Source organism: Paenibacillus terrae (genome assembly GCF_000943545.1).
Taxonomy (GTDB): domain Bacteria; phylum Bacillota; class Bacilli; order Paenibacillales; family Paenibacillaceae; genus Paenibacillus; species Paenibacillus terrae_A.
Window position 1 is genome coordinate 1 of the sequence record NZ_JTHP01000034.1, and the last position, 23,942, is coordinate 23,942.

Here is a 23,942-nt window from a genome sequence, read left to right on the forward strand (position 1 = left end):
AAAAGTAAAAATAACCATGATCTCTTTGAGATTGTGGTTATTTTTTTATGTTTTTGCTATAACCATCTGTTCCTGAGGTTGACAGAGAACCAAGGCTTTGCGACACTCTAAGGGTGTGATCTTTTTGCGGAAGTCCAAGTATACGAGCGAGGTGACGAACTTATGGAAATCAGACAATTACAACGTGAGGAATTTGAAGCTGCTATTGAGTTGTCTCAATATGCTTTTCAGTTTACAATGTCCCCGGAGGATCTGGAGAAATCCAAAAAGAAATTCAAACCAGAACAAACTTGGGGGATTTTCGACGGAAATGACTTGAATGCAAAGCTGACTTTGTTACCGCTACAGGTATACATACAAGGTCAGGTTTTTGACATGGGGGGCATCGCTGGTGTGGCAACGTGGCCGGAAAAACGGCGCGGGGGTCTGGTTTCGCGCCTTTTAACGCATGCGCTTGAAGAGATGAAGGATGCGGGGCAGAGTCTTTCTTTTTTACATCCTTTCTCCTTTGCCTTCTATCGTAAATTTGGATGGGAAACGTATATTGAATACAAAAAGTATATTATTCCGATCGATAAGTTCCCTGCCAAGCTTAAAACCGAAGGAACGGTCAAACGGGATGTGAAGGATATTTCTGATCTGGACCAAGTGTATCAAGCCTATGCTTTGCGTTATAATGGTACACTGGTACGAAACAAGGAATGGTGGCAAGAGCGGACATTAAATAAGAACTACCGGACCGCAGTGTATTACTCTGAAGCAGGCGATCCTCAGGGATATGCACTATACAAAATTGAAGATAAGCAGCTGAATTGCGACGAACTGGTATATATTAATGAGACGGCACGGCGGGCGTTGTGGACGTATTTTGCCAATCATGATTCGATGATAACCCAGGGTAAATTCATTTACATTCCGGCCGATGACAATCTGCCATTTCTGCTAGATGATCCGCGAATTCAGCAGGAAACAGTGCCTTATTTTATGGGCCGTATTGTAGATGCAGCTGCTTTTGTGGAGAAATATCCTTTTGAGGCAATTGGAGAGGAAACACGTTTGACCTTACATCTGACAGATCATTATGCTCCATGGAATGAAGGAATATGGACATTGACGGTCAACGCGGAAGGGCAAGGACATTTGGACAGAGTGGATTCAAGCAGTTCTTCCGAGGACGGTATAGAAGCTGACTTGAGCTTGGGAATCCAGTCGCTGACCACCCTGATGCTTGGCTATCAGCGGCCTAATGATCTGTATAAGTGGAGTCGTATTACAGGGCGAGGTGAGTCTGTGTCTGCATTAGAACGTGTAATACCGGTAAAACAAACATTTTTGCTGGATTTTTTCTAATTGTAATGCTCTTAAATGCTCTTGAGGCTTCATTCTTTAGGGAGTCTGGCTTAAATACCTTGCATGAGGTGTGGATGATTTTAACGACATTTTTTTCAGAACTCTTTCCGTAAAGGGAAGAGTTTTTCTTATATTGTATAAAACATAACTAGATTGCGAAAAATGATATTGACCCCTTGGCAAAAATATATTTTGTGCTATAATGTGAATATAGTCAAAGAAAGTCAAAGTCAATGGAGCCTGTAGTGCTTCATTAGAATGGTGTGAATACGCTGAGTTTTTAGCCGTATATAATACATTGACACCAACACAGCATGAAAGACAGACCTGATCTGTAGATAAACGTCACTGTAATCTCATGAGCATGAGGGAAGGTGTATGATTTATTACGAATAAAGGTCACACTAGAAACTAAGCGGGATTTCTAAGTGAGGTAGGAGGGCTAATTAGCCTCGATACTGGCTTAGATTCATGACTTTACCGTTCGGTTAAGTTCAATATACGGCGGACTCTGTGGAGCGTGAAATGTACTGAATATTTGCGTTTCCGTTAGTGGAGGATGATGAAATGCGCAATGTTTCCGATATTATTGAACAATATTTGAAGAGCATATTGCTGGAAAGTTCCAAAGGTTTAGTGGAAATTCAGCGTAATGATTTGGCTGATCGCTTTTCCTGCGTGCCGTCGCAAATTAATTATGTAATCAGTACTCGCTTTACGCTGGAAAAAGGCTATGTGGTGGAAAGTAAGCGCGGTGGTGGGGGATACATTCGCATTCAGCGAATTCAACTGCCCGCACAGCATGCGATCCATACCCATCTCCATCAAAGCATTGGAGAGGAAATTAGTCAATCGGCAGCGGAAGGGCTGATTTATCAGCTGGAAGAAGCACATTTTTTAAGCAAAAGGGAAGCTGGTTTAATGAAGGCCGCTTTATCAAGGGACACATTATTGCTGAAGCTTCCCTATCGTGACCAGCTACGGGCAAGGCTGCTTAAGGCTATGCTGATTTCGTTGCTGGTGGCCAGATAGCGTGTGATTCAAGTTTTAGATGTAGGGATTTGCAAAAATCCTGACGCTGAAGGAGGTGCTTTTATGCTGTGCCAAGAATGTAATAAACGGCCGGCAACTTTGCATTTCACCAAAATTGTGAATGGCGAAAAGACAGAGTTTCATATTTGTGAGACGTGTGCGAAGGAAAAAGGGGAGATGATCCCTGGTACACCTAACGGCTTTTCAATTCATAGCTTGTTGTCGGGTATGCTGGATTTTGAATCCAGCACAAAGAGCCAGTCGCCAGGCCATAGCGGTCCGCAAAATCTGCAATGCAAGGATTGCGGCATGACTTATGCACAGTTCAGTAAGCTGGGGCGCTTTGGATGCCCGTCGTGCTATCAATATTTTGACAGCCGTCTAGACCCTTTGTTCAAGCGTGTGCATGGCAGTACGAGCCATGTGGGCAAGGTTCCGGTTCGCACCGGAGGCCGATTGAAGGTTAAACGGCAAATTGATGATCTGAAAAAAGAGATGCAACAGCATATTGTACAGGAAGAATTCGAATCAGCCGCTGAGCTTAGGGATCAAATCAGAAAGCTTGAAAAAGAAATGACTGAAGAGTAAAGTTTGTGAAGAGTAGGAGGGGATGCGTAATGCCTAATATCCGGTTTACGGAAAAGCCGCTAAGTGATTGGATGCGTGGTGATGCTGCGGATTCAGAGATTGTCATTAGCAGCCGGGTGAGAATTGCGCGTAACTTGCAGCATCTGCCTTTTCCCATGCTTGCTACCAACCAGCAGTCGGAAGAAGCACTTCAACGTTTGACGGATATCCTTCAGTATGATGATTTAGGCCGCTTTGGTACCTTTCATACCCTGAAAATATCCGAGTTGGATGAGATCGACAAGCAGGTACTGGTTGAGAAGCATTTGATTAGCCCTAATTTGGCGAACGAATCTCGTAACGGTGCTGTTTTGATTAGCGATGATGAATCGGTTAGTGTTATGATAAACGAAGAGGATCATCTGCGTATCCAGTGCTTATATCCGGGATGTCAGGTTAGAGAAGCTTGGGAACGTGCTACGGTTATTGATGATGCATTTGAGGCGCATGTCGATTATGCATTTGATGATCGTAGAGGCTTTCTGACCAGTTGTCCGACGAATGTCGGCACAGGGATGAGAGCTTCGGTGATGATGCATCTGCCCGCATTGGTCATGACTCATCAGATTAATCGAATTTTGTCCGCTGTTTCACAGGTAGGTCTTACCGTTCGCGGTATTTATGGTGAAGGAAGCGAAGCGGTCGGCAATCTGTTTCAGGTATCCAATCAGATTACACTGGGACAGACTGAAGCGGAAATTATCGAAAATCTGCATGGCGTTGTACTGCAAATTATAGAGCATGAACGTTCCGCCAGAGAACGACTGATGAATGAGTCCATGCTGCGGATTACAGATCGGGTGATGCGTTCATTCGGTATTTTGTCATATGCAGCGGTACTGGAATCCAAGGAGGCCGCACAGCGGTTGTCTGATGTTCGTCTTGGCGTGGACTTGGGGATTTTGGAGCGTCCATCCACCGCAGCGATGAATGAGCTGAATGTGATGACGCAACCCGGATTTCTGCAAAAAAGCTTTGGTGATAAAATGAATACCGGTGAGCGCGATATGTACCGGGCGAAGTTGATCCGGCAAAAATTAAGCACAACCCTTTAATATATAGAATGATCTGAAATACACACTGTGGAGGTGCAGGATATATGATGTTTGGAAGATTTACGGAACGCGCACAAAAAGTGCTTGCCTTGGCTCAGGAAGAAGCTGTTCGATTGGGACACAACAACATTGGCACGGAGCACATTTTGCTCGGCCTTATTCGTGAAGGTGAAGGAATTGCAGCGAAAGCCTTGATTGGTTTAGGGCTGGGACTGGAAAAAATTCAGGATGAAGTGGAAACGCTGATTGGACGCGGTCAAGAACAACCGACGAACATTGCCTATACTCCACGCGCCAAAAAGGTCATCGAGCTGTCTATGGATGAAGCTCGTAAGTTGGGCCATACCTATGTAGGTACGGAGCATATTTTGCTCGGTCTTATCCGTGAAGGCGAAGGTGTAGCAGCCCGTGTACTGAATAACCTGGGTATCAGCCTGAATAAAGCACGTCAGCAAGTGCTTCAATTGCTCGGCAGCAGTGAGGCTGTTTCCAGCCATCATGGTGCTCCAGCTAATGTCAGCACACCAACGCTGGACAGCTTGGCACGTGATTTGACGGCATCTGCGAAGGAAAACAACCTGGACCCTGTCATTGGGCGCAGTAAGGAAATTGAACGTGTAATTCAGGTGCTCAGCCGCCGTACAAAGAACAATCCGGTTCTGATCGGTGAGCCAGGGGTAGGTAAAACAGCAATTGCCGAAGGATTGGCGCAAAAAATTATTGCCAATGAGATTCCCGAAACGTTGCGCGACAAGCGCGTAATGACACTCGATATGGGCTCTGTGGTAGCAGGCACCAAATATCGTGGTGAATTTGAGGATCGTTTGAAAAAGATTATGGACGAGATTCGTCAAGCAGGAAACATCGTATTGTTCATTGATGAGCTGCATACGCTGATTGGTGCTGGTGGAGCTGAAGGTGCAATTGATGCCTCCAACATTTTAAAGCCTGCTCTGGCACGTGGCGAGCTGCAATGCATCGGTGCGACAACGCTGGACGAATACCGCAAATATATTGAAAAGGACGCTGCTTTGGAACGTCGCTTCCAGCCGATTACGGTAGATCAGCCTTCTCCAGAAGAAGCTGTTCAAATTCTGTACGGCCTGCGTGACCGTTATGAAGCGCATCACCGTGTGAAAATTACGGATGAAGCCATTGAAGCGGCAGTAAAATTGTCAGATCGTTATATCACCGACCGCTTCCTGCCGGATAAAGCAATTGACCTTATTGATGAAGCAGGTTCCAAGGTAAGGCTGAATTCCTATACGGTACCGCCAAACTTGAAACAGCTGGAAAACCGTCTGGAAGATATTCGTAAGGAAAAGGATTCGGCTGTACAAAGCCAAGAGTTCGAAAAGGCGGCTGCATTGCGTGATACAGAGCAGAAAATTCGTGAAGAGCTGGATGTTACGAAAAACCAATGGAAAGAGCAACAGGGACGTACAGATTCCGAAGTAACACCGGAGGATATTGCTCAGGTCGTTGCGATTTGGACAGGTGTTCCGGTTAGCAAGCTGAAAGAGGAAGAAACGCATCGCTTGTTGAATATGGAAGAATTGCTGCATGAGCGGGTAATTGGGCAGGATGAAGCAGTTAAGGCAGTTAGCCGGGCTATTCGCCGGGCACGTGCCGGACTGAAAGATCCGAAACGTCCAATCGGCTCCTTTATTTTCCTCGGTCCAACCGGGGTTGGTAAAACTGAGCTGGCACGCGCGTTGGCTGAATCCATGTTCGGAGATGAAAATGCGGTTATCCGAATCGATATGTCCGAATACATGGAGAAGCATTCCACGTCCCGTCTGGTAGGAGCGCCTCCAGGATATGTTGGATATGAAGAAGGCGGTCAATTGACTGAGAAGGTGCGTCGTAAACCTTACTCCGTCGTACTGCTGGATGAGATTGAAAAAGCACATCCAGAAGTGTTCAACATTCTTCTGCAAGTGCTGGAAGATGGACGTCTGACGGATTCCAAAGGCCGTGTTGTCGATTTCCGCAACACACTCATCATCCTGACATCCAATGTGGGTGCACAGGCGATCAAACGTAACTCCACGCTCGGCTTTACAGCTGTTGTGGACGCTGGAGCGGATTATGATAACATGAAGGGCAAAGTGATGGATGAACTGAAGAAAAGCTTCCGTCCCGAGTTCTTGAACCGGATTGATGAAATTATCGTTTTCCATTCTCTCGAAGAAAAACACATTGCCGAAATCGTGTCCCTTATGTCCGAAGAGCTGCGTAAGCGTCTGAATGAGTACGAGGTGGACTTTGAGTTGACAGACAAGGCTAAGGCATTCCTTGCGAAGGAAGGCTTTGATCCGGCGTATGGTGCGCGTCCATTGCGTCGTGCAATCCAGAAGCATATCGAGGACCGTCTGTCTGAGGAGTTGCTGTCGGGTAATATCACTAAAGGTGATTCTCTCTTTATTGATGAAGAGAACGGTGCGTTGACCGTTACGAAAAAGGATAACGTATCCGCGAAGTCCTGAGCAGGCAATAAAAGTTAACGATAATCATCGGCTTTTGCCCAAAAAGGACAGAGGTACGATAGATTAGCACAATAAAAGTGGTCAGAAAGGGTGTCTCGCAGGCTGAAAAGCTGTGGCGAGGGCGCCCTTTTTGTGTATAAAGCACTGTGGAGCGGTCGGATAAGAGCTTTGGAAAAGTTTGTGATATCGCTTTACGTCCGCCAAGCTTCAATGGTAAACTTTTATTGTTACAGCTCTTTCCGGGCTGTGTGAAGATAAATCCGACATTGATCGTTGTCATATAAGGAGCCAAGGAACAAAGTATGGCTAAAGTGAAAACTAAATTTTCCTGTACGGAGTGCGGTTATGAATCGCCCAAATGGTATGGAAAATGTCCCGGATGCCAGGCATGGAATTCCATGGTGGAGGAAACGGAAAGCGTTGTTAAAACTCAAGGAATGGGTTCTTCCCTTCTTACTCATAGCACAAAAGATAAACCGCTCCCTATTATCGAAGTGGAGAGCGGCAAAGAAACACGAATTTTGACGGGAATAGGCGAATTGAATCGCGTGCTCGGGGGAGGTGTGGTGCCGGGTTCACTCGTTCTGGTGGGCGGTGATCCGGGGATTGGAAAATCTACGCTTATGCTACAGACATCGAATGAGCTGGCTTTAACCGGTTTAAAGGTGCTGTACGTGTCAGGTGAGGAATCGGTCCGTCAGACGAAGCTGCGTGCAGACCGTCTCGGTGCCCTGTCCCCCAATTTATACGTATTATGTGAGACGAATTTGGAGACGATTGAAGAAGCGGTGGACAGCTTGAAACCGGAGTTTCTGGTGATTGACTCTATCCAGACCGTATATTTACCTGAAGTAACGAGTGCGCCGGGGAGTGTAGCACAGGTGCGGGAGTGTACTTCACGTTTTATGCGGATTGCCAAGGGATTAGGTATTGCAACGGTGCTGGTAGGACATGTGACCAAGGAAGGGGCCATTGCAGGCCCGCGTCTGTTGGAACATATGGTCGATTGCGTACTTTATTTTGAAGGAGAGCGTCATCATACGTATCGGCTATTGCGTGCAGTTAAAAACCGCTTTGGTTCTACGAATGAAATTGGTATTTTTGAAATGGCTGAAAGCGGCTTGCGTGAGGTGTCGAATCCTTCGGAGCTGTTTCTGTCCGAACGACCGCTGGGGGTGGCTGGTTCGACTGTTGTCGCCAGTATGGAAGGAACACGACCTGTATTGGTTGAGCTGCAGGCGCTGATTGCGACCACGCATTTTCCTTCTCCACGCCGAATGGGTACAGGGGTTGACCATCACCGAATGGGATTGATTATAGCCGTGTTGGAAAAGCGGATGGGTATGTTTTTGCAAAATCAGGATGCGTATCTAAATGTGGCCGGGGGCGTAAAACTGGATGAACCAGCGGTGGACCTGGCAATAGCGGTGAGTATTGCTTCCAGTTTTCGAGATGCGCCTACCAAGCCGTACGATGTGATTTTTGGCGAGGTGGGGCTGACGGGTGAGGTGCGTGCTGTATCCAGAGCGGAGCAGCGTGTGCGGGAAGCGGAGAAGCTGGGTTTTAAACGGGTGATTATGCCGGAGAAGAGCCTGAAGGGCTGGACGCATCCGAAAGGGATACAAATTGTAGGAGTAGGAACGGTGGCAGATGCATTGGCAGCCGCATTAGATTAGGGGGCAATGAGAATGAAAGAAGCGAGCCAACTGGATAAAATGAATGATTTGCTGCGGCTTGTGGCACCGGGAACTCCCTTTCGCGACGGACTGGAAAACGTGTTGCGCGCCAAAACGGGCGCTCTTCTGGTCGTTGGCTATAGCCCGGAGGTAATGGAGGTCGTGGACGGCGGCTTCTCGATTAACTGTGATTTTTCGCCGAACTATTTGTATGAACTGGCTAAGATGGACGGCGCAATCATACTGAGTGAGGATTTGAAACGGATATTATACGCAAACACGCAACTGATTCCCGACTCTTCCATCTCATCGATTGAAACGGGAATTCGGCACCGGACAGCGGAGCGGGTTGCCAAGCAAACTGGCAAGTTAGTCGTGTCCATTTCTCAGCGGCGTAATATTATTACTTTATACCAGGGAACGTTGCGATATGCGCTCAAGGAAATCGGGGTTATTTTAACGAAAGCTAATCAGGCCATTCAGACGCTGGAAAAGTATAGATCCGTGTTGGGGCAAGCCTCAACGAATTTGACAGCATCTGAATTTGAAGAGTTGGTGACCATGCCCGAGGTCATAAATGTTATCCAACGGATTGAAATGGTGCTGCGCATCAAAATGGAAATCAAACGATTTATCAACGAGCTTGGGAATGAGGGCCGTTTGATTAGCATGCAGATGGATGAGCTTGTCAGTAATATCGAGGAAGAGGCTTGGCTACTGTATAAGGATTATGCCAAAGACGATAGCGATGAGAAAATTCGTGGCATTATATTGGGTCTCAAGCGTTCCACGGACGATGAGCTGCTGGATGCAAATCATATTGTGCGTTTGCTGGGATACCCGTCTTCGGCTGCGACATCAGAAGAATATATCGTGGCGCGCGGTTATCGGGTGCTGAACAAGATACCACGTCTACCGAATGTGATCATTCACAATCTGGTGGAGCGGTTTGGACGTTTTCCGCATGTTATGACAGCGACGATTGAAGAATTGGATGAAGTAGATGGCATTGGAGAAGTCCGTGCGCGTACCATTAAAGAGGGACTCAAACGATTGCAGGAACAAGTTTTCATTGACAGACAAATGTAAATGTAATACAGTGAAAGGATTATAATGGAACAATTCATACATTGAGGTGAAGAGATGATTACCAAATCAATTCCGAACATGTGTACCTTAGGTAACTTGTTTCTCGGAATGATCGCCATTTTATTGGCCGTAGACGGAAAATACAGTCTTGCCGCTATTATGGTTATTGTCGCCATGTTGTTGGACGGACTGGATGGACGAATGGCCCGGGCGCTAAATGCCCAGAGCGAATTCGGTAAAGAACTGGACTCCTTATCAGATATGATATCTTTTGGTGTAGCTCCCGCAGTTATTATGTACATGGTTGCTTTTCATGATGCTAATTCGGCTTTGGCCTGGACGGTTACGGCTATTTTTCCGATGTGCGGAGCGTTACGTTTGGCTCGTTTTAATGTACGTCCCGGTGTACCGGGTTATTTTACAGGCTTGCCGATTCCGGCAGCAGGTGGTGTGTTAGCCACTTTGTCTTTATTCCATAACGATATTTCCCTGTTATACATGTCGATTGCGATGCTGCTTGTCTCTTATTTGATGGTCAGCTCGATGAAATATCCGAACTTAAAAAAGGTGGGCCTTCCGAAGAAAGCGATCTGGATCGCTCCATGGGTTGTAATTGCTGCCGTTGTACTGGCGGTTAAATTCCCGGATCAATTATCGAAGCTGATTTTCGTGCCGTTGGTGCTGTATGCATTGTATGGCATGAAACTCAATATCCGTAAGCTGTCACGTAGACGTGGACGCGGTCGGGGACGTTCCACTCAGGAAGAACAGGATGATCAATATCGTCATTCACAGCATTAGTATTAAGCGAGAAAACAATTAAGCATTTATTTCCTTGGATCACTTCAGGGAGATAAATGTTTTTTTTATGCATAAAAAATCAAATACATAGGGTTAGTTGGGTGGAAATTGGATCATACTGGTAAGGAAAGTGGTGTATATCCAATAAATACAGGGTGTATGAACAGAAAACAAAGGAGGTATAGAGACTCGATGTGGAGAAAGGCTATTTTAACTTTTACAGGATTGTGCGGAGCGTGGTTCGGCTATACGTTATATCATCGGGTAGGAGGTATCGTATCATGGTTGCCCGATTGGTTGAGTGATGGTTCTTTAACGGGAATGGCTGTTTGGATGGTTGCGGGAGCTGTGTTGTTTATGGCTGGATGCTCACTTGCCGGAACAGCTGTGGCCAATCGATTACAACAGGGAATCGAAGGTTTGGTACGGATTCCGATGAACGAGATGATGGCAGGTGCGATTGGATTAGCGGTGGGCTTGATCCTTTCCTTAGCGGTTTACCCGCTCTTGTCATGGCTGGGGGCACCAGGTCAACTGATTCAAACGGCCGTTACCATCGTATGCGGATATGTGGGATTGATGGTCGGACTGGAAAAGCGGGACGAGCTGTCCTCATTTTGGAGTTCGGGTTTTTTTGGTCGAGGTACGGGCGTGGAAGAACGCAAGCTGGAGGAACATAAAATTTTGGACACCAGTGTTATTATAGACGGGCGTATTGCGGATATTTGCAAGACTGGTTTTATCGAAGGAACGATTGTTATTCCCGAATTTGTACTGGAGGAGCTTCAGCATATTGCAGATTCGTCGGATTTGCTCAAGCGTAACCGCGGGCGGCGAGGTCTGGATATTTTGAATAAAATCCAAAAAGAGTTGGATGTAAATGTATTGATTTACGAAGGCGATTTTGAGGAGATTTCAGAGGTTGACAGCAAATTGGTCAAGCTGGCAAAGGTGCTACAGGGTAAGGTGGTAACGAACGATTTTAACCTGAATAAGGTGTGTGAGCTTCAAGGTGTATCGGTGCTGAATATTAACGACCTGGCAAATGCAGTGAAGCCTGTAGTGCTGCCCGGTGAGGAAATTATGGTGCAGATTATCAAAGATGGCAAGGAGCATGGGCAAGGTGTGGCCTATCTGGATGATGGTACAATGATCGTTGTGGAAGGCGGTCGTGACTACATCGGTTCTCTGATGGAGGTGTTGGTTACGAGTGTACTTCAGACCTCTGCAGGCCGTATGATTTTTGCCAAACCGAAATTATTGGAAAAAGCTCAATAAACGCGGTATGATGAAGTAGATGTGTAATCATACGGATCGTCCAAGTGCGATCAAGGCAGGAGTCATTTCAATGAACAATCGGGTAGGAGTCGTCATTGTGGCGGCTGGGCGCGGCTCCCGTATGGGAACGCCGGAAAGTAAGCAGTTTTTGCTTTTGCGGGACAAGCCCATCTTCATACATACACTTGAGATATTCGCAGCCATGCCCGAAGTGGATGAAATGGTGATGGTGACGGGGGCAGAAGATGTCGAGCGCTGTCAAGAATGGATTCGTCAATACCGAATCGGCAAGGACGTACGGGTGGTGGCTGGAGGCAGTGAACGTCAGCATTCGGTATATCGCGGTCTGAGCCACCTGCAAGCAGATTGGGTGATGGTGCATGATGGTGTGCGCCCGCTCATTCAGCCTGAGCTTGTACGTTCATGTCTGGAGACAGCTATGCGTACCGGTGCTTCTGTAGCGGCGGTGCCTGTAAAGGATACAGTCAAGCAAGTGAACGGGGATGGTATCATTACAGCAACGCCTGATCGCCGAAGTCTGTGGAGTATTCAAACGCCACAGACTTTTCGTCTTTCCGATCTGCTGCGGGCCTATGAGAAAGCGGACCAGGAGGGATTTTTGGGGACAGACGATTCGATGCTGGTGGAGCGATTAGGTATTCCGGTCACTGTCGTTCAGGGCAGCTACAAAAATATCAAAATTACCACGCCTGAGGACTTGGATATGGCGGAGTTATGGGTAAAGACAGAGGGAGAGGATATCAGATGATCAGAGTGGGACAAGGGTTTGACGTTCATCAGCTGGTGGAAGGAAGGCCGTGCATTATCGGGGGCGTGAATATTCCTTATGAAAAGGGATTGCTGGGTCATTCCGATGCTGACGTGCTGCTGCATGCGGTTAGCGACGCTATTCTGGGCGCGCTCGGTCTGGGTGACATCGGGAAGCACTTTCCGGATAACGATCCCGAATTCAAGGATGCCGACAGTCTCAAGTTGCTGGAGCATATATGGAGTTTGGCCAAAGAGCGGGGATACCGCTTGGGGAATATTGATTCTACGATTATTGCGCAAAAGCCCAAAATGGCATCTTACATCCCGCAGATGAATGAAGTTATCGCTCGTGCGTTGGAAGCAGAAGATCCTTCCCAAGTAAACGTTAAGGCAACTACGACGGAGCAGCTTGGCTTTGCCGGGCGGGGTGAAGGAATCGCGGCTCAATCGGTTGTCTGTCTTGTAAAGGGTATGCTATCATCTTGAGAACTTAGATTTGGAGGAGATTTTATGAGCACGGAAGTTCGTGTACGTTATGCCCCAAGCCCAACAGGGCATCTGCATATTGGAAATGCCAGAACGGCATTATTTAATTATTTGTATGCTCGGAACCAAGGTGGCAAATTTATTATTCGTATTGAAGATACAGATGTGAAACGCAACATTGCAGGCGGGGAAGAAAGCCAACTTAAATATCTGAAATGGTTGGGTATGGATTGGGATGAAAGCGTGGATGTCGGAGGCGAGTATGGACCTTACCGTCAGACTGAACGTTTGGATATATACAAAACCTATTGGCAGGATCTGCTGGATCGTGGCCTGGCTTACCGCTGTTACTGCACCGAAGAAGAACTGGAACGCGAACGTGAAGAACAGACGGAACGTGGGGAGACACCACGCTACTCCGGGAAACACCGTGATCTGACGGAGGAACAGTGTCAGGCATTCGAAGCGGAGGGTCGTGTACCAAGTATCCGTTTCCGCGTACCAGAAGATCACGAATATACGTTTAATGATATGGTCAAAGGCCAAATTACGTTTAATTCGAAGGAAAGCGGCGATTTTGTTATCGTCAAAAAAGACGGTATTCCGACATATAACTTCGCTGTAGCAGTAGACGATCATTTGATGAAAATATCACATGTGCTGCGGGGCGAGGATCATGTCTCCAATACACCGCGACAATTGATGATCTTTGAAGCGCTTGGCTGGGAGCCTCCAATCTTTGGTCATATGACACTGATCGTGGGCGATGATCACAAGAAGCTTAGCAAACGCAACGAGTCCATTATTCAGTTTATGGAGCAGTACGACAAGTTGGGCTACTTGCCAGAAGCTATATTCAATTTTATAGCGCTGTTGGGCTGGTCCCCGGAAGGCGAAGAAGAAATTTATGACCGAGAACAATTGATTTCGATTTTCGATCCCAACCGTTTGTCCAAAAGTCCGGCTGTCTTTGATACCAACAAGCTGGCTTACCTGAACAATCATTATATTAAAAAAGCCGATCCTGAGCGGATTGCCGGTATGGCGATTCCTCATTTGCAAGCAGCGGGGCTGTTACCGAATGAATTATCTGCGGAGCAGCAGGACTGGGCCAAGGCTCTTGTTCGCTTGTATCAGGAACAAATGAACTCTGCGTCCGACATTGTGGCTTTGTCTGAGTTGTTTTTTCGTTCGCATCTGGAGCTTGATACGGAAGCTGCGGCTGTGCTGGCTGAAGAGCAGGTTCCTGAGGTGCTTAAAGCCTTTGCTGGCAAGGTGGAAGCGAGTGAGGAATTTACGGCTCTACAAATGGCCAAGCTGATCAAGGAAGTTCAAAAGGAAACCGGCTTTAAAGGGAAACAATTGTTTATGCCGATTCGTGTGGCCCTTACAGGTCAAACTCATGGACGAGATTTGAATGAAACGATCTTTTTGCTCGGACGTGACAAGGTGCTGGACCGTCTCAGGGCACAAATTAAAGGCTGATATTTCTTGTCAATTTGTTGTCTTTTCGCTATAATGACTCCATTGATACGGATTGATATTTACGTGTAAAGGCTGAGAACAGGAGAAGTACACTGCATAAGGGCATTTGCCAGAGAGGACGGCCGAGGGGAACCCCAGGGCTGGAAGCCGTCCAGATGACCTGCGGAGGAAATGCACCTGGGAGCCGTGCGCCCGAACCCTAATTAGCGTCGACTGCTGATATGGCAAGGGTGTGCCGAATCGTTCTCGTTACCGGACGCCAAAGACGGGCTTCTCTGCTTATATGCAGCAGGTATGCCTGAAGCAGAGTGGGACCACGTTCATGCGTCTCTGCAGCTTAGGCTGCGGAGGCGCTTTTTCATTTTTTTCAGACTCAAGCTCGTTAAAGGTGAAAAATGTCGAAGTGTGCTGACGAATTGCGAAAATTGGCGAAACATGGAGTTGTGTGAAGATGCGGCAAGGAAATGGGGGAAATAGGAGGGCGACATGTTCAGACATATCAAATCCGACATTCAAACTGTTTTGGATAATGATCCGGCCGCCCGGAGTAAGCTGGAGGTTATTTTTACGTATTCCGGCGTTCATGCCCTTTGGGCACACCGAATCGCACATTGGTTTTATTTGCGAAAGTGGTGTACTCTAGCCCGTTTTATATCTCAGGTATCGCGGTTTATGACAGGGATTGAAATCCATCCCGGCGCTCGTATCGGAGATCGGCTGTTCATTGACCATGGCATGGGAGTGGTCATCGGTGAAACCTGTGAGATCGGCGACGATGTTGTGTTATACCAGGGGGTCACTCTTGGAGGGACGGGGAAAGAGAAGGGGAAGCGCCATCCCACCATTGGGAATAATGTTGTTATAGGCTCCGGCGCAAAGATATTGGGCTCTTTTACAATTGGGGCGCAGTCCAACATTGGCTCCAACTCGGTTGTGCTAAAAGAGGTACCGCCAAACAGTACGGTGGTGGGTATCCCGGGACGGGTTGTTAGACAGGACGGTAGACGTCCAGATCGACTTAGTCACCAGTTACCCGATCCGGTCGTGGATTCTATGCGGGAGCTTCAACTGGAAATAGAACGATTGCGTGCAGAAATATCTGATTTGAAGGATGGACGATCCGCTCAGAAACATCAGGTGGCCCAAGAGAATAAAATAGAAAAATGATTTTCATGAGGGAGGAACATAACAATGCCGCTTCAAATTTATAATACAATGACGAGGAGTCGGGAGCCTTTTGTGCCACTGGAGCCTGGAAAGGTTAAAATGTATGTATGCGGACCTACCGTGTATGATTACATTCATATTGGCAATGCACGTCCTGTAATTGTATTTGACGTGGTGCGCAGCTACCTGGAGTACTCGGGCTATGATGTAAACTATGTGGTGAATTTTACGGATGTCGATGATAAATTAATCCGCAAAGCTCGGGAACTGGATATGGATGTTTCGGCAGTTGCCGAGAAATTTATTGCAGCCTACCATGAGGATCTGGCAGGATTGAATGTTCCTGCTGCCAGCATGAACCCTCGTGTAACAGAGAGCATGGACCTGATTATTGATTTTATTAAGGAATTGGTAGACAAAGACTATGCCTATGAGAATGATGGCGATGTGTTCTATCGGACCAAAAAGTTCAAAAATTACGGACAACTATCAGGTCAAAATCTGGAAGAGCTTCAGTTCGGAATTCGCATTAATGTGGATGGACGTAAGGAAAATGCCGAGGATTTTGTACTCTGGAAGGCTGCCAAGCCAGGAGAAATTTATTGGTCAAGTCCTTGGGGCGACGGCCGCCCGGGCTGGCATATCGAATGCTCTGCCATGGCCCGCCACTATCTGGGGGATACGCTGGATATTCACGGGGGCGGACAGGATTTACAATTCCCACATCATGAATGCGAATGCGCACAATCCGAGGTGATTACGGGTAAGCCATTGGCCCGTTACTGGATGCACAACGGATATATTCGCATTGATAATGAAAAAATGTCGAAATCACTCGGTAATGGTATTTTGGTTAAAGATCTGCGTGCTCGTCACAAGCCCGAGGCTTTACGTTATTTTATGCTGTCGACGCATTACCGGAATCCGTTAAACTATAATCATGAGACGATGAGTCAGGCGGAGAACAGTGTCGAACGGATTGCCAATGCAGTGGCCAACGTGCAGCATCGTTTAGCTAATGCGTTGAAAGGTAATGAAGAAGTATCGGCCGAGCTGCAAACGAAGCTTGACGGAATTTTGCAGCAGTTTGTCGAAAAAATGGATGATGATTTCAATACGCCTGATGCGATTACTGCTGTATTTGAATGGGTTAGCGAAGCCAACCATTTGTTGCAGCGTGACGTTGTCAATCAGGCAGAATTGCAGGCGGTGCTGCATACCTTTCATTCGATGAATAATGTACTTCGCATATATTCGGAACCAAAAGAAGAACTGCTGGATGATGAAATTGAGCAATTAATTGCAGAACGTGTCGAAGCTCGTAAAACCAAGAACTGGGGCAGAGCCGATGAAATTCGCGATCTGCTCGCTGTCAAAGGAATCGTGCTTGAGGATACAGCGCAGGGTATGCGGTGGCGGCGAAAATGAGTGATAAGCCATTGAACACGGGGGCTTCGGAAGGTGCGGGAAACTGGTTCCCGTATCCTGCGTCCAAGCCCGCCCGCCTGATGCCGCCGATTGCACTGGCTTACATTGGCGATGCCGTGTATGAGGTCGCGGTGCGGCAATATTTGCTGGCGCAGCCCAATCTGCGCCCGAACCATTTACATCGGCGGGCCACAGGGCTGGTCTCTGCCAAGGCGCAGAGCCGTATGCTCGTGCTGCTGGAGACGGTGCTGACGGAGGAAGAACGTGATATTGTCAGACAAGGCAGAAATGCCAAGTCAGGAAGCCTGCCCAAAAATGCGGATGTACTTGAGTATCGTCATGCTACTGCGCTGGAGGGATTGTTTGGCTTTCTTTATTGTGACGGACGTTTGGACAGAATGAGAGAATTGATTACGTATGGTATTGCACAAATGGAAAATACAGAAAAATCTTAATTGGGAACGTCGGATCAAATGCGTCAAACATCCGCCGTTTCCCGGGAGGAAGCTAGATATGGAAGAAGAATGGATTGCCGGTAAGCATTCGGTAACGGAGGCGCTTCGCTCAGGCAGAACGATAAATAAAATATGGATTGCGGATAATGCACAAAAGCATCTGACATTGCCCATTACGGCTGAGGCTAAAAAAGCGGGGATCATTGTTTTACAGGTGGATAAGCGTAAGCTTGATCAAATGGTTCCGGGAATACAGCATCAGGGAGTGGTTGCACAGGCTGCACCTTTTGCCTACGTTGAAGTGGAAGAACTGCTCGCAACTGCCCGTAGTAAGGGAGAGGAGCCGTTTTTGATCCTATTGGATGAGATTGAAGATCCACATAATCTGGGGTCTATCCTTCGGACAGCGGACTGCACAGGGGCACATGGCGTAATCGTGCCCAAAAGACGTTCGGCGGCAGTGACTGTAACGGTGTCCAAAACATCGGCGGGGGCGGTTGAGTACGTTCCAGTGGCGCGTGTGAACAATTTGGGGCAAACGATCGACCGCCTCAAAGAGGAAGGCGTATGGGTAGTTGGCACAGATGTGACAGCTACGGACCCGGTTTTTGGAAATGGTGTATTCACAGGGCCAGTTGCTATCGTCATTGGTAACGAAAATAAAGGGCTGGGCCGTTTGATCCGCGAGAAATGTGACGTACTCGTTAAGCTGCCGATGGCTGGGCAAATCAATTCCCTGAATGCTTCTGTAGCCGCAGGTGTCGTGATGTACGAAGTGTTGCGCGGACGACAGGCACGGGGCTAATGATATGGCTGACACGCGGGATGTTCTGCTTGTGGACGGCTACAATATGATTGGAGCCTGGCCCGAACTTTCCGCACTGGTACAATCTGGTATGCAGGAAGCGAGGGACAGACTGCTTGAACGACTCGCGGATCATCAGGCGTATTCCGGCAGAAGAGTCATCGTCGTTTTTGATGCTTACCGGGTGCCAGGATTGGGTAAAACGTATTCCCAGAGTAAAGTACAGATTTATTTTACCAAAGAAAAAGAGACCGCTGACGAGTGCATCGAGCGATTGGTTCGGGAGCTAAGCAGCCGGAGAAGAAGCATTTATGTGGCAACAAGTGATCAGGTGGAACAACATGTCGCTTTTGGGCAAGGAGCGCTTAGGGTGTCGGCGCGTGAGCTTCTGATCGAGATTGAGGAATCTGAAAAGGAAGTGAAAAAGCGGATAGAGCAGGATAGCGCTAAGTTGTCCCGCAATTCGCTGGATGCCAAGCTGAGCCCGGAAATTCGAAAGCTGTTTGAGCGCTGGAGAAGAGAATAGTCCAGAGAAAGAAAATCCATTAATTGGAGACTCCCCCATTTTGAAACCATTGACAATTTTGTTAGCGCTCTTCTTTTTTAGGCTGTTGTGGTTGACGGTATCAGGTTACATCGCGTATACTTGTCGTATATTTGAGAGAGTAACGGGTATCTTGCGTTGCAGCCGGAGGGATTGTTAGTGAGTGTGGACCTCAAGGATATCATGTTGTCAAAGTTTGATTACAAAAATGATGAAGACATTGTCGGAGCAGTCCATGAAGGTGATGGGGAGGCACTGGAGTTTCTGATTAATAAATATCGGAACTTCGTGCGGGCCAAGGCCAGATCCTACTTCCTGATCGGTGCTGATCGCGAGGATATTATTCAGGAGGGCATGATTGGTCTCTACAAATCTATTCGTGATTTTAAGGGAGACAAGTTTGCTTCGTTCAAGGGCTTTGCCGAGCTGTGCATTACAAGACAGATTATTACGGCAATCAAGACGGCCACACGACAAAAGCATATTCCTCTGAATTCCTACGTATCTCTGGACAAGCCCATTTATGATGAAGAGTCGGATCGAACGTTACTGGACGTGATTTGCGGAACACAGGTAAGTGATCCTGAAGAGCTGATTATCAATCAGGAAGAGTTTGTGGGCCTTGAGGACAAGATGTCCGAGATTCTGAGCGAGCTGGAACGGAAGGTACTTATGTTGTATCTGGACGGGCGTTCATATCAGGAAATTGCCGAGGATCTTGACCGCCACGTGAAATCTATTGATAATGCGCTGCAACGGGTCAAGCGCAAACTTGAAAAGTATTTGGAAGTAAGGGATAGCTGAAAGTAGAGGCTGGCAGGGAAAAGGCTCGAGTCTGAGTCTTTTTTTATTCGTTAAGGGCAGGATATGCAGGTTTATATGTGTTAAGAATGATTTATACTGAAAAAGATAAATAATAGATATCGCATGGATCTTGGAGAGGTTTTTCAGAGATGACTTTTAAAGGATGAACAGATGTTAAAATGCACCACAGCCGGGACCGCGAAATGTATACAAACATTCGTTGACATGCAAAACCGCGTGTGATAAAGTGTTTTAGGTAGGCCTAAATTCGCGGTTTTTTTTAGGATCAATTATGAGACTTCCGGTGTTGGATGTCTTCGGGAGGTGCACATCATGCGGGTAATTATTACTTTGGCTTGTACAACATGCAAACAAAGAAATTACACAACGACGAAAAACAAGCGTAATCACCCCGACCGCATGGAGATGAAGAAATTCTGTAAGTCCTGTAACGAACAGACTTCTCATCGGGAAACTAGATAGTTTTTGGAGGTGTAGTCGGCGTGAAACGCAGTTTCAAGTCTCTGTTTTCCTTTTTCTCTGAAAGCTGGGCTGAACTCAAGAAGGTTCGCTGGCCCAATCGTAAAGAACTGACCAACTATACGCTGATTGTCATTGGGACAATTGCGTTTGTCACGATTTATTTTTGGGTTCTCGATATCGGCATTTCCGCTGCGATCGAAGCGATTATCTAGGAAGGGTTCCAGGTGGCTTGATATGGAAAAAAGATGGTACGTCGTTCATACCTATTCAGGGTATGAGAACAAAGTCAAAGCCAATTTGGAGAAACGCGTTGAGTCCATGGGCATGGAGGACAAGATTTTCCGCGTTCTTGTTCCAATGGAAGAAGAACTGGTAACCAAGGACGGTAAGAAAAAGACCGTTATGCGTAAAGTTTACCCTGGTTATGTCTTGGTCGAAATGGTTCAAACTGATGACTCTTGGTATGTTGTGCGCAACACACCAGGTGTTACGGGATTTGTAGGATCAACAGGCTCGGGTTCCAAACCGACAGCTTTGCTTCCAGAAGAAGTTGAACAGATTCTGAAGCATATGGGCATGGTAGAGCCGAAACCGAAGATCGAATTCGATGTTAAGGAATCCGTGCGAATTAAAGTTGGTCCTTTTGCGAATTTTGTGGGCTCCGTGGAAGAAATTTTGGTTGAGAAGAGCAAGCTTAAGGTTCACGTCAACATGTTTGGACGGGAAACCCCGCTTGAGTTGGATTATACTCAGGTGGAGAAAATATAGATTTTTCTTACAGGTTTCTTGTGGGAGGATCATTAGGTCCGTCTACCACTATTGAGTCAAGGAGGTGTCATCCGTGGCAAAAAAGGTAATCAAAATGGTAAAACTGCAGATCCCTGCAGGTAAAGCTAATCCAGCGCCTCCAGTAGGTCCAGCTTTGGGTCAAGCAGGTGTCAACATCATGGCATTCTGTAAAGAGTTCAATGCTCGTACTGCTGATCAAGCAGGCCTGATCATCCCGGTTGAAATTTCGGTGTTTGAAGATCGTTCTTTTACGTTCATCACCAAAACTCCACCGGCTGCTGTGCTGTTGAAAGTTGCTGCTAAAATCGAAAAAGGTTCCGGTGAACCGAACAAAACGAAAGTTGCAACTGTAAATCGCGCTACCGTTCGTCAAATTGCTGAGCAAAAAATGCCTGATCTTAACGCAGCTTCCGTAGAATCGGCAATGCGTATGGTTGAAGGTACTGCTCGCAGCATGGGTATCACCATCGTAGACTAATTTTTATTAGTCTTCGTGTGCCGGCAGTTTGACTGTCCGGCAAGTGTGGGAGGAATATCCGCTAATACCACATAAGGAGGAAAAGATTATGGCTAAACATGGTAAGAAGTACTTGGAAGCCGCTAAGCTGATCGACAGCGAAGCGACTTATGAGCCTTTGGAAGCCGTTGAATTGGTGAAAAAAGGCGCAACTGCTAAATTTGACGAAACTGTTGAAGCAGCAGTCCGTCTGGGCGTAGATTCCCGTAAACAAGACCAGGCTGTTCGTGGTGTTGTTGTCCTGCCGCATGGTACGGGTAAAACACAACGTGTTCTGGTATTTGCAAAAGGTGACAAAGTGAAAGAAGCCGAAGCAGCTGGCGCTGATTTTGTTGGCGATCAAGATATGATCAACAAAATTCAACAAGGCTGGTTCGAATTCGACGTCTGCGTTGCGACGCCTGATATGATGAGTGAGGTTGGTAAACTGGGGCGTTTGCTCGGTGGTAAAGGCTTAATGCCAAACCCTAAAGCAGGCACAGTTACTTTCGACGTTGCCAAGGCTGTTCAAGAAATTAAAGCCGGTAAAATCGAATACCGTCTCGACAAAGCGGGTCAAATTCATGCGCCAATCGGCAAAGCTTCCTTCAGTGCTGAACAACTGAACGAGAATCTTAAAGCTTTGATCGAAGCCTTGAACCGTGCGAAGCCAGCGGCTGCTAAAGGTGTATACCTGAAAAACATCGCTATTTCTTCGACTATGGGACCAAGTGCTCGTGTGAACGCATCTGTTTACAAATAATATTTTGATTGACACGTTCAATTGATTTTGTTATTCTGTAAAAGTTGTGAGTCCGTGTGACTGACCATTAAAGTTGAATATGCTTACCGTAGACAGTAGGTGCCTTCGGGCTTAATTTCCTACCGAGGTGTTATGATAGAACGTTTCATGTGACGGGCTTGTCCCGTCCATGTAGATTTATCAAGCCTTCGTACTCTACGGAGGCTTTTTTCATGCTCATGAAGATAGCTTTGGACGACCACCGGATAGGTTGGTCGAGCAGAGCGGATAAATTGATCAGGAGGTGTACAGTTTGGCAAATGCAAAAGTGATTCAAGCAAAACAAGAAGCTGTTGAAGTTGTAGCTGCAAAATTGCGCGAGAGCGTAACGACTGTGGTTGCTGACTATCGCGGTCTGAATGTTGCCCAAGTAACTGAGCTGCGTAAGCAGCTTCGCGAAGCCGGAATCGAATTTCAAGTGCTGAAAAACACGCTGCTCCGTCGTGCAACTGCGGCAGCAGAATTGACTGAACTGGACGCAGTATTGACAGGTCCTACTGCAATCGCGTTCGGCAAAGATGATGCAGTGTCTGCAGCTAAAATCTTGAATGATTTCGCTAAGAAAAACACTGCGCTGGAACTGAAAGGTGCAGTTGTAGAAGGCCGTGTTATCGGTGTTGAGGAAATTAAAGCGCTGGCAGAACTGCCATCCCGCGAAGGTCTCCTTTCCATGCTCCTCAGCGTGCTTCAAGCTCCTATGCGCAACTTCGCGCTTGCAGTTAAAGCTGTTGCAGAAAAAGAAGAGCAAAGCGCATAAGTTAAGGATTAAAGCTGCTGTATAGCAGATTGAAAACAAAAAAATAAGAATTTAAATGGAGGTTCAACCATGAGTAAAGAGCAAATCTTGGAAGCAATTAAAGGTATGTCCGTATTGGAACTGAACGATCTCGTGAAAGCAATCGAAGAAGAATTCGGCGTAACTGCAGCAGCTCCAGTAGCTGTAGCAGGCGGCGCAGCAGGTGGCGCAGCAGAAGCTGAGCAATCCGAGTTCGACGTAATTTTGACAAGCGCTGGCGCTTCCAAAATCAACGTTATCAAAGCAGTTCGCGAAATCACAGGTCTTGGCCTGAAAGAAGCAAAAGAACTGGTTGACAACGCTCCAAAACCACTGAAAGAAAAAATCGCGAAAGAAGAAGCTGATTCCTTGAAAGCAAAATTGGAAGAAGCAGGCGCTTCCGTAGAAGTGAAATAATTGACTGCTATTTAGCAGACAATGCACTAAAACAAACCCCTTGAGGTGATCTTCAAGGGGTTTGTTGCTGTAAATCGGCAGTACAAGCATGTCTGAAACGTAATAGTGAAGGCTATGATGGTATTACAACCAAGGAGGTGGTCATGAATGTCTGATCATTATTACTCCAAACGGCCAGAGACGGCGCACGAACGGCGGAGCCTGGAAACAGTGCTGCGGGGGCGGACATACCGTTTTGCCAGCGATTCAGGCGTTTTCTCGAAGCAGGGAATTGATTACGGTAGCCGTGTGTTGATTGAGGCGATGCAGCTTCCTGCGCAGGCTTCAGTGCTGGATGTAGGGTGTGGCTATGGACCGATTGGTTTGACGGCAGCTACGCTTGTACCGCATGGTCACGTTACAATGGTGGATATTAACGAGCGAGCCGTTCAACTGGCAATAGAGAATGCGGAACGGAATGGGATTACCAATGTGACCATAAAGCAAAGCGATCTGTTTGAGCAAGTGAAAGATGATCGTTTTGACGTGATTCTAACGAATCCACCTATACGTGCGGGTAAGGAAACGGTGCATACCATTTTCGAGCTTGCCTATGAACATTTAAATGAAGGTGGAACTTTGTGGGTGGTTATACAGAAAAAGCAGGGTGCCCCTTCGGCAAGCACTAAAATCGAGAGCCTTTTCGGACGTGTGGAGGAAGTTACGAAGGATAAAGGTTATCGTATTTTGAAGGCGAAAAAAAGTTTTAGAAAAATGCAATAGGACCATTGACTTGAGTCCTGGTCTGTGATATTATTATAAAATGTCAGTATTAGGATGCCCTCCATGGCTTTAGTTT

26 protein-coding genes and 1 other annotated feature are annotated in these 23,942 nt (G+C 46.9%); all 26 genes read left to right on the top strand.

Annotation, left to right across the window (positions count from 1 at the left end):
• Positions 1 to 162: 162 nt before the first annotated feature.
• Positions 163 to 1,350, top strand: coding sequence for a GNAT family N-acetyltransferase (locus QD47_RS16530; RefSeq protein ID WP_044647183.1), 1,188 nt, complete (start codon positions 163 to 165; stop codon positions 1,348 to 1,350).
• Between the two features lie 567 nt (positions 1,351 to 1,917).
• A complete protein-coding gene (locus QD47_RS16535; RefSeq protein WP_044647184.1) occupies positions 1,918 to 2,382 on the top strand; it encodes a CtsR family transcriptional regulator in 465 nt (154 codons plus the stop codon).
• 63 nt (positions 2,383 to 2,445) lie between these two features.
• Complete coding sequence (locus QD47_RS16540; protein ID WP_044647185.1) at positions 2,446 to 2,970, top strand: UvrB/UvrC motif-containing protein; 525 nt, start codon at positions 2,446 to 2,448, stop codon at positions 2,968 to 2,970.
• A 29-nt stretch (positions 2,971 to 2,999) separates the two neighbouring features.
• Positions 3,000 to 4,064: a protein arginine kinase gene (locus QD47_RS16545; RefSeq protein WP_044647186.1), complete on the top strand. Its 1,065-nt coding sequence runs from the start codon at positions 3,000 to 3,002 to the stop codon at positions 4,062 to 4,064.
• 44 nt (positions 4,065 to 4,108) lie between these two features.
• The gene (gene clpC / locus QD47_RS16550; RefSeq protein ID WP_044647187.1) at positions 4,109 to 6,553 is read left to right on the top strand and encodes an ATP-dependent protease ATP-binding subunit ClpC; all 2,445 of its coding nucleotides are present in this window, start codon (positions 4,109 to 4,111) and stop codon (positions 6,551 to 6,553) included.
• Positions 6,554 to 6,855: 302 nt separating this feature from the next.
• Entirely contained in the window at positions 6,856 to 8,229 is a 1,374-nt protein-coding gene (gene radA / locus QD47_RS16555) for a DNA repair protein RadA (RefSeq protein WP_044647188.1), read from the top strand.
• Positions 8,230 to 8,241: 12 nt separating this feature from the next.
• The gene (gene disA / locus QD47_RS16560) at positions 8,242 to 9,318 is read left to right on the top strand and encodes a DNA integrity scanning diadenylate cyclase DisA (protein WP_044647189.1); all 1,077 of its coding nucleotides are present in this window, start codon (positions 8,242 to 8,244) and stop codon (positions 9,316 to 9,318) included.
• Between the two features lie 54 nt (positions 9,319 to 9,372).
• A complete protein-coding gene (gene pssA, locus QD47_RS16565) occupies positions 9,373 to 10,119 on the top strand; it encodes a CDP-diacylglycerol--serine O-phosphatidyltransferase (RefSeq protein WP_044647190.1) in 747 nt (248 codons plus the stop codon).
• A 192-nt stretch (positions 10,120 to 10,311) separates the two neighbouring features.
• Positions 10,312 to 11,397 (top strand): PIN/TRAM domain-containing protein, encoded by a 1,086-nt coding sequence (locus QD47_RS16570; protein WP_044647191.1) that lies wholly within the window; start codon positions 10,312 to 10,314, stop codon positions 11,395 to 11,397.
• A gap of 70 nt (positions 11,398 to 11,467) precedes the next feature.
• Positions 11,468 to 12,166: a 2-C-methyl-D-erythritol 4-phosphate cytidylyltransferase gene (gene ispD, locus QD47_RS16575; RefSeq protein ID WP_044647192.1), complete on the top strand. Its 699-nt coding sequence runs from the start codon at positions 11,468 to 11,470 to the stop codon at positions 12,164 to 12,166.
• Positions 12,163 to 12,654 carry a 2-C-methyl-D-erythritol 2,4-cyclodiphosphate synthase gene (ispF, locus tag QD47_RS16580; RefSeq protein ID WP_044647193.1) on the top strand — a complete coding sequence of 164 codons (492 nt, stop codon included), beginning with the start codon at positions 12,163 to 12,165 and terminating at the stop codon, positions 12,652 to 12,654. The genes ispD and ispF overlap by 4 nt, the downstream gene beginning before the upstream one ends.
• Positions 12,655 to 12,678: 24 nt before the next feature.
• The gene (gltX, locus tag QD47_RS16585; protein ID WP_044647194.1) at positions 12,679 to 14,139 is read left to right on the top strand and encodes a glutamate--tRNA ligase; all 1,461 of its coding nucleotides are present in this window, start codon (positions 12,679 to 12,681) and stop codon (positions 14,137 to 14,139) included.
• A 486-nt stretch (positions 14,140 to 14,625) separates the two neighbouring features.
• The gene (cysE, locus tag QD47_RS16590) at positions 14,626 to 15,306 is read left to right on the top strand and encodes a serine O-acetyltransferase (RefSeq protein WP_044647195.1); all 681 of its coding nucleotides are present in this window, start codon (positions 14,626 to 14,628) and stop codon (positions 15,304 to 15,306) included.
• 24 nt (positions 15,307 to 15,330) lie between these two features.
• Positions 15,331 to 16,734: a cysteine--tRNA ligase gene (cysS, locus tag QD47_RS16595; RefSeq protein WP_044647196.1), complete on the top strand. Its 1,404-nt coding sequence runs from the start codon at positions 15,331 to 15,333 to the stop codon at positions 16,732 to 16,734.
• Positions 16,731 to 17,189, top strand: coding sequence for a Mini-ribonuclease 3 (locus QD47_RS16600; RefSeq protein ID WP_014278328.1), 459 nt, complete (start codon positions 16,731 to 16,733; stop codon positions 17,187 to 17,189). The genes cysS and QD47_RS16600 overlap by 4 nt, the downstream gene beginning before the upstream one ends.
• A gap of 58 nt (positions 17,190 to 17,247) precedes the next feature.
• The gene (gene rlmB, locus QD47_RS16605) at positions 17,248 to 17,994 is read left to right on the top strand and encodes a 23S rRNA (guanosine(2251)-2'-O)-methyltransferase RlmB (protein ID WP_044647197.1); all 747 of its coding nucleotides are present in this window, start codon (positions 17,248 to 17,250) and stop codon (positions 17,992 to 17,994) included.
• A 4-nt stretch (positions 17,995 to 17,998) separates the two neighbouring features.
• The gene (locus QD47_RS16610; RefSeq protein WP_044647198.1) at positions 17,999 to 18,520 is read left to right on the top strand and encodes an NYN domain-containing protein; all 522 of its coding nucleotides are present in this window, start codon (positions 17,999 to 18,001) and stop codon (positions 18,518 to 18,520) included.
• A 177-nt stretch (positions 18,521 to 18,697) separates the two neighbouring features.
• On the top strand, positions 18,698 to 19,342 hold the full coding sequence (gene sigH, locus QD47_RS16615) for an RNA polymerase sporulation sigma factor SigH (protein WP_014278325.1): 645 nt from the start codon (positions 18,698 to 18,700) through the stop codon (positions 19,340 to 19,342).
• Positions 19,343 to 19,675: 333 nt separating this feature from the next.
• A complete protein-coding gene (gene rpmG, locus QD47_RS30855) occupies positions 19,676 to 19,825 on the top strand; it encodes a 50S ribosomal protein L33 (RefSeq protein ID WP_023990562.1) in 150 nt (49 codons plus the stop codon).
• Between the two features lie 20 nt (positions 19,826 to 19,845).
• Positions 19,846 to 20,037 carry a preprotein translocase subunit SecE gene (gene secE / locus QD47_RS16620; protein WP_044647199.1) on the top strand — a complete coding sequence of 64 codons (192 nt, stop codon included), beginning with the start codon at positions 19,846 to 19,848 and terminating at the stop codon, positions 20,035 to 20,037.
• A gap of 22 nt (positions 20,038 to 20,059) precedes the next feature.
• Positions 20,060 to 20,593 carry a transcription termination/antitermination protein NusG gene (gene nusG / locus QD47_RS16625; protein ID WP_014278324.1) on the top strand — a complete coding sequence of 178 codons (534 nt, stop codon included), beginning with the start codon at positions 20,060 to 20,062 and terminating at the stop codon, positions 20,591 to 20,593.
• A gap of 73 nt (positions 20,594 to 20,666) precedes the next feature.
• Positions 20,667 to 21,092, top strand: a complete 426-nt coding sequence (gene rplK / locus QD47_RS16630; protein WP_014278323.1) for a 50S ribosomal protein L11 — start codon at positions 20,667 to 20,669, stop codon at positions 21,090 to 21,092.
• Positions 21,093 to 21,180: 88 nt separating this feature from the next.
• Complete coding sequence (gene rplA, locus QD47_RS16635; RefSeq protein WP_014278322.1) at positions 21,181 to 21,873, top strand: 50S ribosomal protein L1; 693 nt, start codon at positions 21,181 to 21,183, stop codon at positions 21,871 to 21,873.
• A gap of 68 nt (positions 21,874 to 21,941) precedes the next feature.
• Positions 21,942 to 22,093, top strand: a sequence feature (ribosomal protein L10 leader region).
• Between the two features lie 72 nt (positions 22,094 to 22,165).
• On the top strand, positions 22,166 to 22,669 hold the full coding sequence (gene rplJ, locus QD47_RS16640; RefSeq protein ID WP_044647200.1) for a 50S ribosomal protein L10: 504 nt from the start codon (positions 22,166 to 22,168) through the stop codon (positions 22,667 to 22,669).
• A 69-nt stretch (positions 22,670 to 22,738) separates the two neighbouring features.
• Positions 22,739 to 23,104, top strand: a complete 366-nt coding sequence (gene rplL / locus QD47_RS16645; RefSeq protein WP_025685943.1) for a 50S ribosomal protein L7/L12 — start codon at positions 22,739 to 22,741, stop codon at positions 23,102 to 23,104.
• A 147-nt stretch (positions 23,105 to 23,251) separates the two neighbouring features.
• Positions 23,252 to 23,866, top strand: coding sequence for a class I SAM-dependent methyltransferase (locus QD47_RS16650; RefSeq protein WP_044647201.1), 615 nt, complete (start codon positions 23,252 to 23,254; stop codon positions 23,864 to 23,866).
• The last annotated feature ends 76 nt before the right edge of the window (positions 23,867 to 23,942 follow it).

What these genes read in the sequence shown, in the direction of transcription:
- nusG (WP_014278324.1), top strand. Translation starts at nt 20,060, where the DNA reads ATGGAAAAAAGATGGTACGTCGTTCATACCTATTCAGGGTATGAGAAC.
- gltX (WP_044647194.1), top strand. Translation starts at nt 12,679, where the DNA reads ATGAGCACGGAAGTTCGTGTACGTTATGCCCCAAGCCCAACAGGGCAT.
- ispF (WP_044647193.1), top strand. Translation starts at nt 12,163, where the DNA reads ATGATCAGAGTGGGACAAGGGTTTGACGTTCATCAGCTGGTGGAAGGA.
- QD47_RS16600 (WP_014278328.1), top strand. Translation starts at nt 16,731, where the DNA reads ATGAGTGATAAGCCATTGAACACGGGGGCTTCGGAAGGTGCGGGAAAC.
- QD47_RS16650 (WP_044647201.1), top strand. Translation starts at nt 23,252, where the DNA reads ATGTCTGATCATTATTACTCCAAACGGCCAGAGACGGCGCACGAACGG.
- pssA (WP_044647190.1), top strand. Translation starts at nt 9,373, where the DNA reads ATGATTACCAAATCAATTCCGAACATGTGTACCTTAGGTAACTTGTTT.
- disA (WP_044647189.1), top strand. Translation starts at nt 8,242, where the DNA reads ATGAAAGAAGCGAGCCAACTGGATAAAATGAATGATTTGCTGCGGCTT.
- rlmB (WP_044647197.1), top strand. Translation starts at nt 17,248, where the DNA reads ATGGAAGAAGAATGGATTGCCGGTAAGCATTCGGTAACGGAGGCGCTT.
- radA (WP_044647188.1), top strand. Translation starts at nt 6,856, where the DNA reads ATGGCTAAAGTGAAAACTAAATTTTCCTGTACGGAGTGCGGTTATGAA.
- cysS (WP_044647196.1), top strand. Translation starts at nt 15,331, where the DNA reads ATGCCGCTTCAAATTTATAATACAATGACGAGGAGTCGGGAGCCTTTT.
- QD47_RS16570 (WP_044647191.1), top strand. Translation starts at nt 10,312, where the DNA reads ATGTGGAGAAAGGCTATTTTAACTTTTACAGGATTGTGCGGAGCGTGG.
- QD47_RS16540 (WP_044647185.1), top strand. Translation starts at nt 2,446, where the DNA reads ATGCTGTGCCAAGAATGTAATAAACGGCCGGCAACTTTGCATTTCACC.
- clpC (WP_044647187.1), top strand. Translation starts at nt 4,109, where the DNA reads ATGATGTTTGGAAGATTTACGGAACGCGCACAAAAAGTGCTTGCCTTG.
- cysE (WP_044647195.1), top strand. Translation starts at nt 14,626, where the DNA reads ATGTTCAGACATATCAAATCCGACATTCAAACTGTTTTGGATAATGAT.
- QD47_RS16530 (WP_044647183.1), top strand. Translation starts at nt 163, where the DNA reads ATGGAAATCAGACAATTACAACGTGAGGAATTTGAAGCTGCTATTGAG.
- QD47_RS16610 (WP_044647198.1), top strand. Translation starts at nt 17,999, where the DNA reads ATGGCTGACACGCGGGATGTTCTGCTTGTGGACGGCTACAATATGATT.
- rpmG (WP_023990562.1), top strand. Translation starts at nt 19,676, where the DNA reads ATGCGGGTAATTATTACTTTGGCTTGTACAACATGCAAACAAAGAAAT.
- rplL (WP_025685943.1), top strand. Translation starts at nt 22,739, where the DNA reads ATGAGTAAAGAGCAAATCTTGGAAGCAATTAAAGGTATGTCCGTATTG.
- ispD (WP_044647192.1), top strand. Translation starts at nt 11,468, where the DNA reads ATGAACAATCGGGTAGGAGTCGTCATTGTGGCGGCTGGGCGCGGCTCC.
- rplA (WP_014278322.1), top strand. Translation starts at nt 21,181, where the DNA reads ATGGCTAAACATGGTAAGAAGTACTTGGAAGCCGCTAAGCTGATCGAC.
- QD47_RS16545 (WP_044647186.1), top strand. Translation starts at nt 3,000, where the DNA reads ATGCCTAATATCCGGTTTACGGAAAAGCCGCTAAGTGATTGGATGCGT.
- QD47_RS16535 (WP_044647184.1), top strand. Translation starts at nt 1,918, where the DNA reads ATGCGCAATGTTTCCGATATTATTGAACAATATTTGAAGAGCATATTG.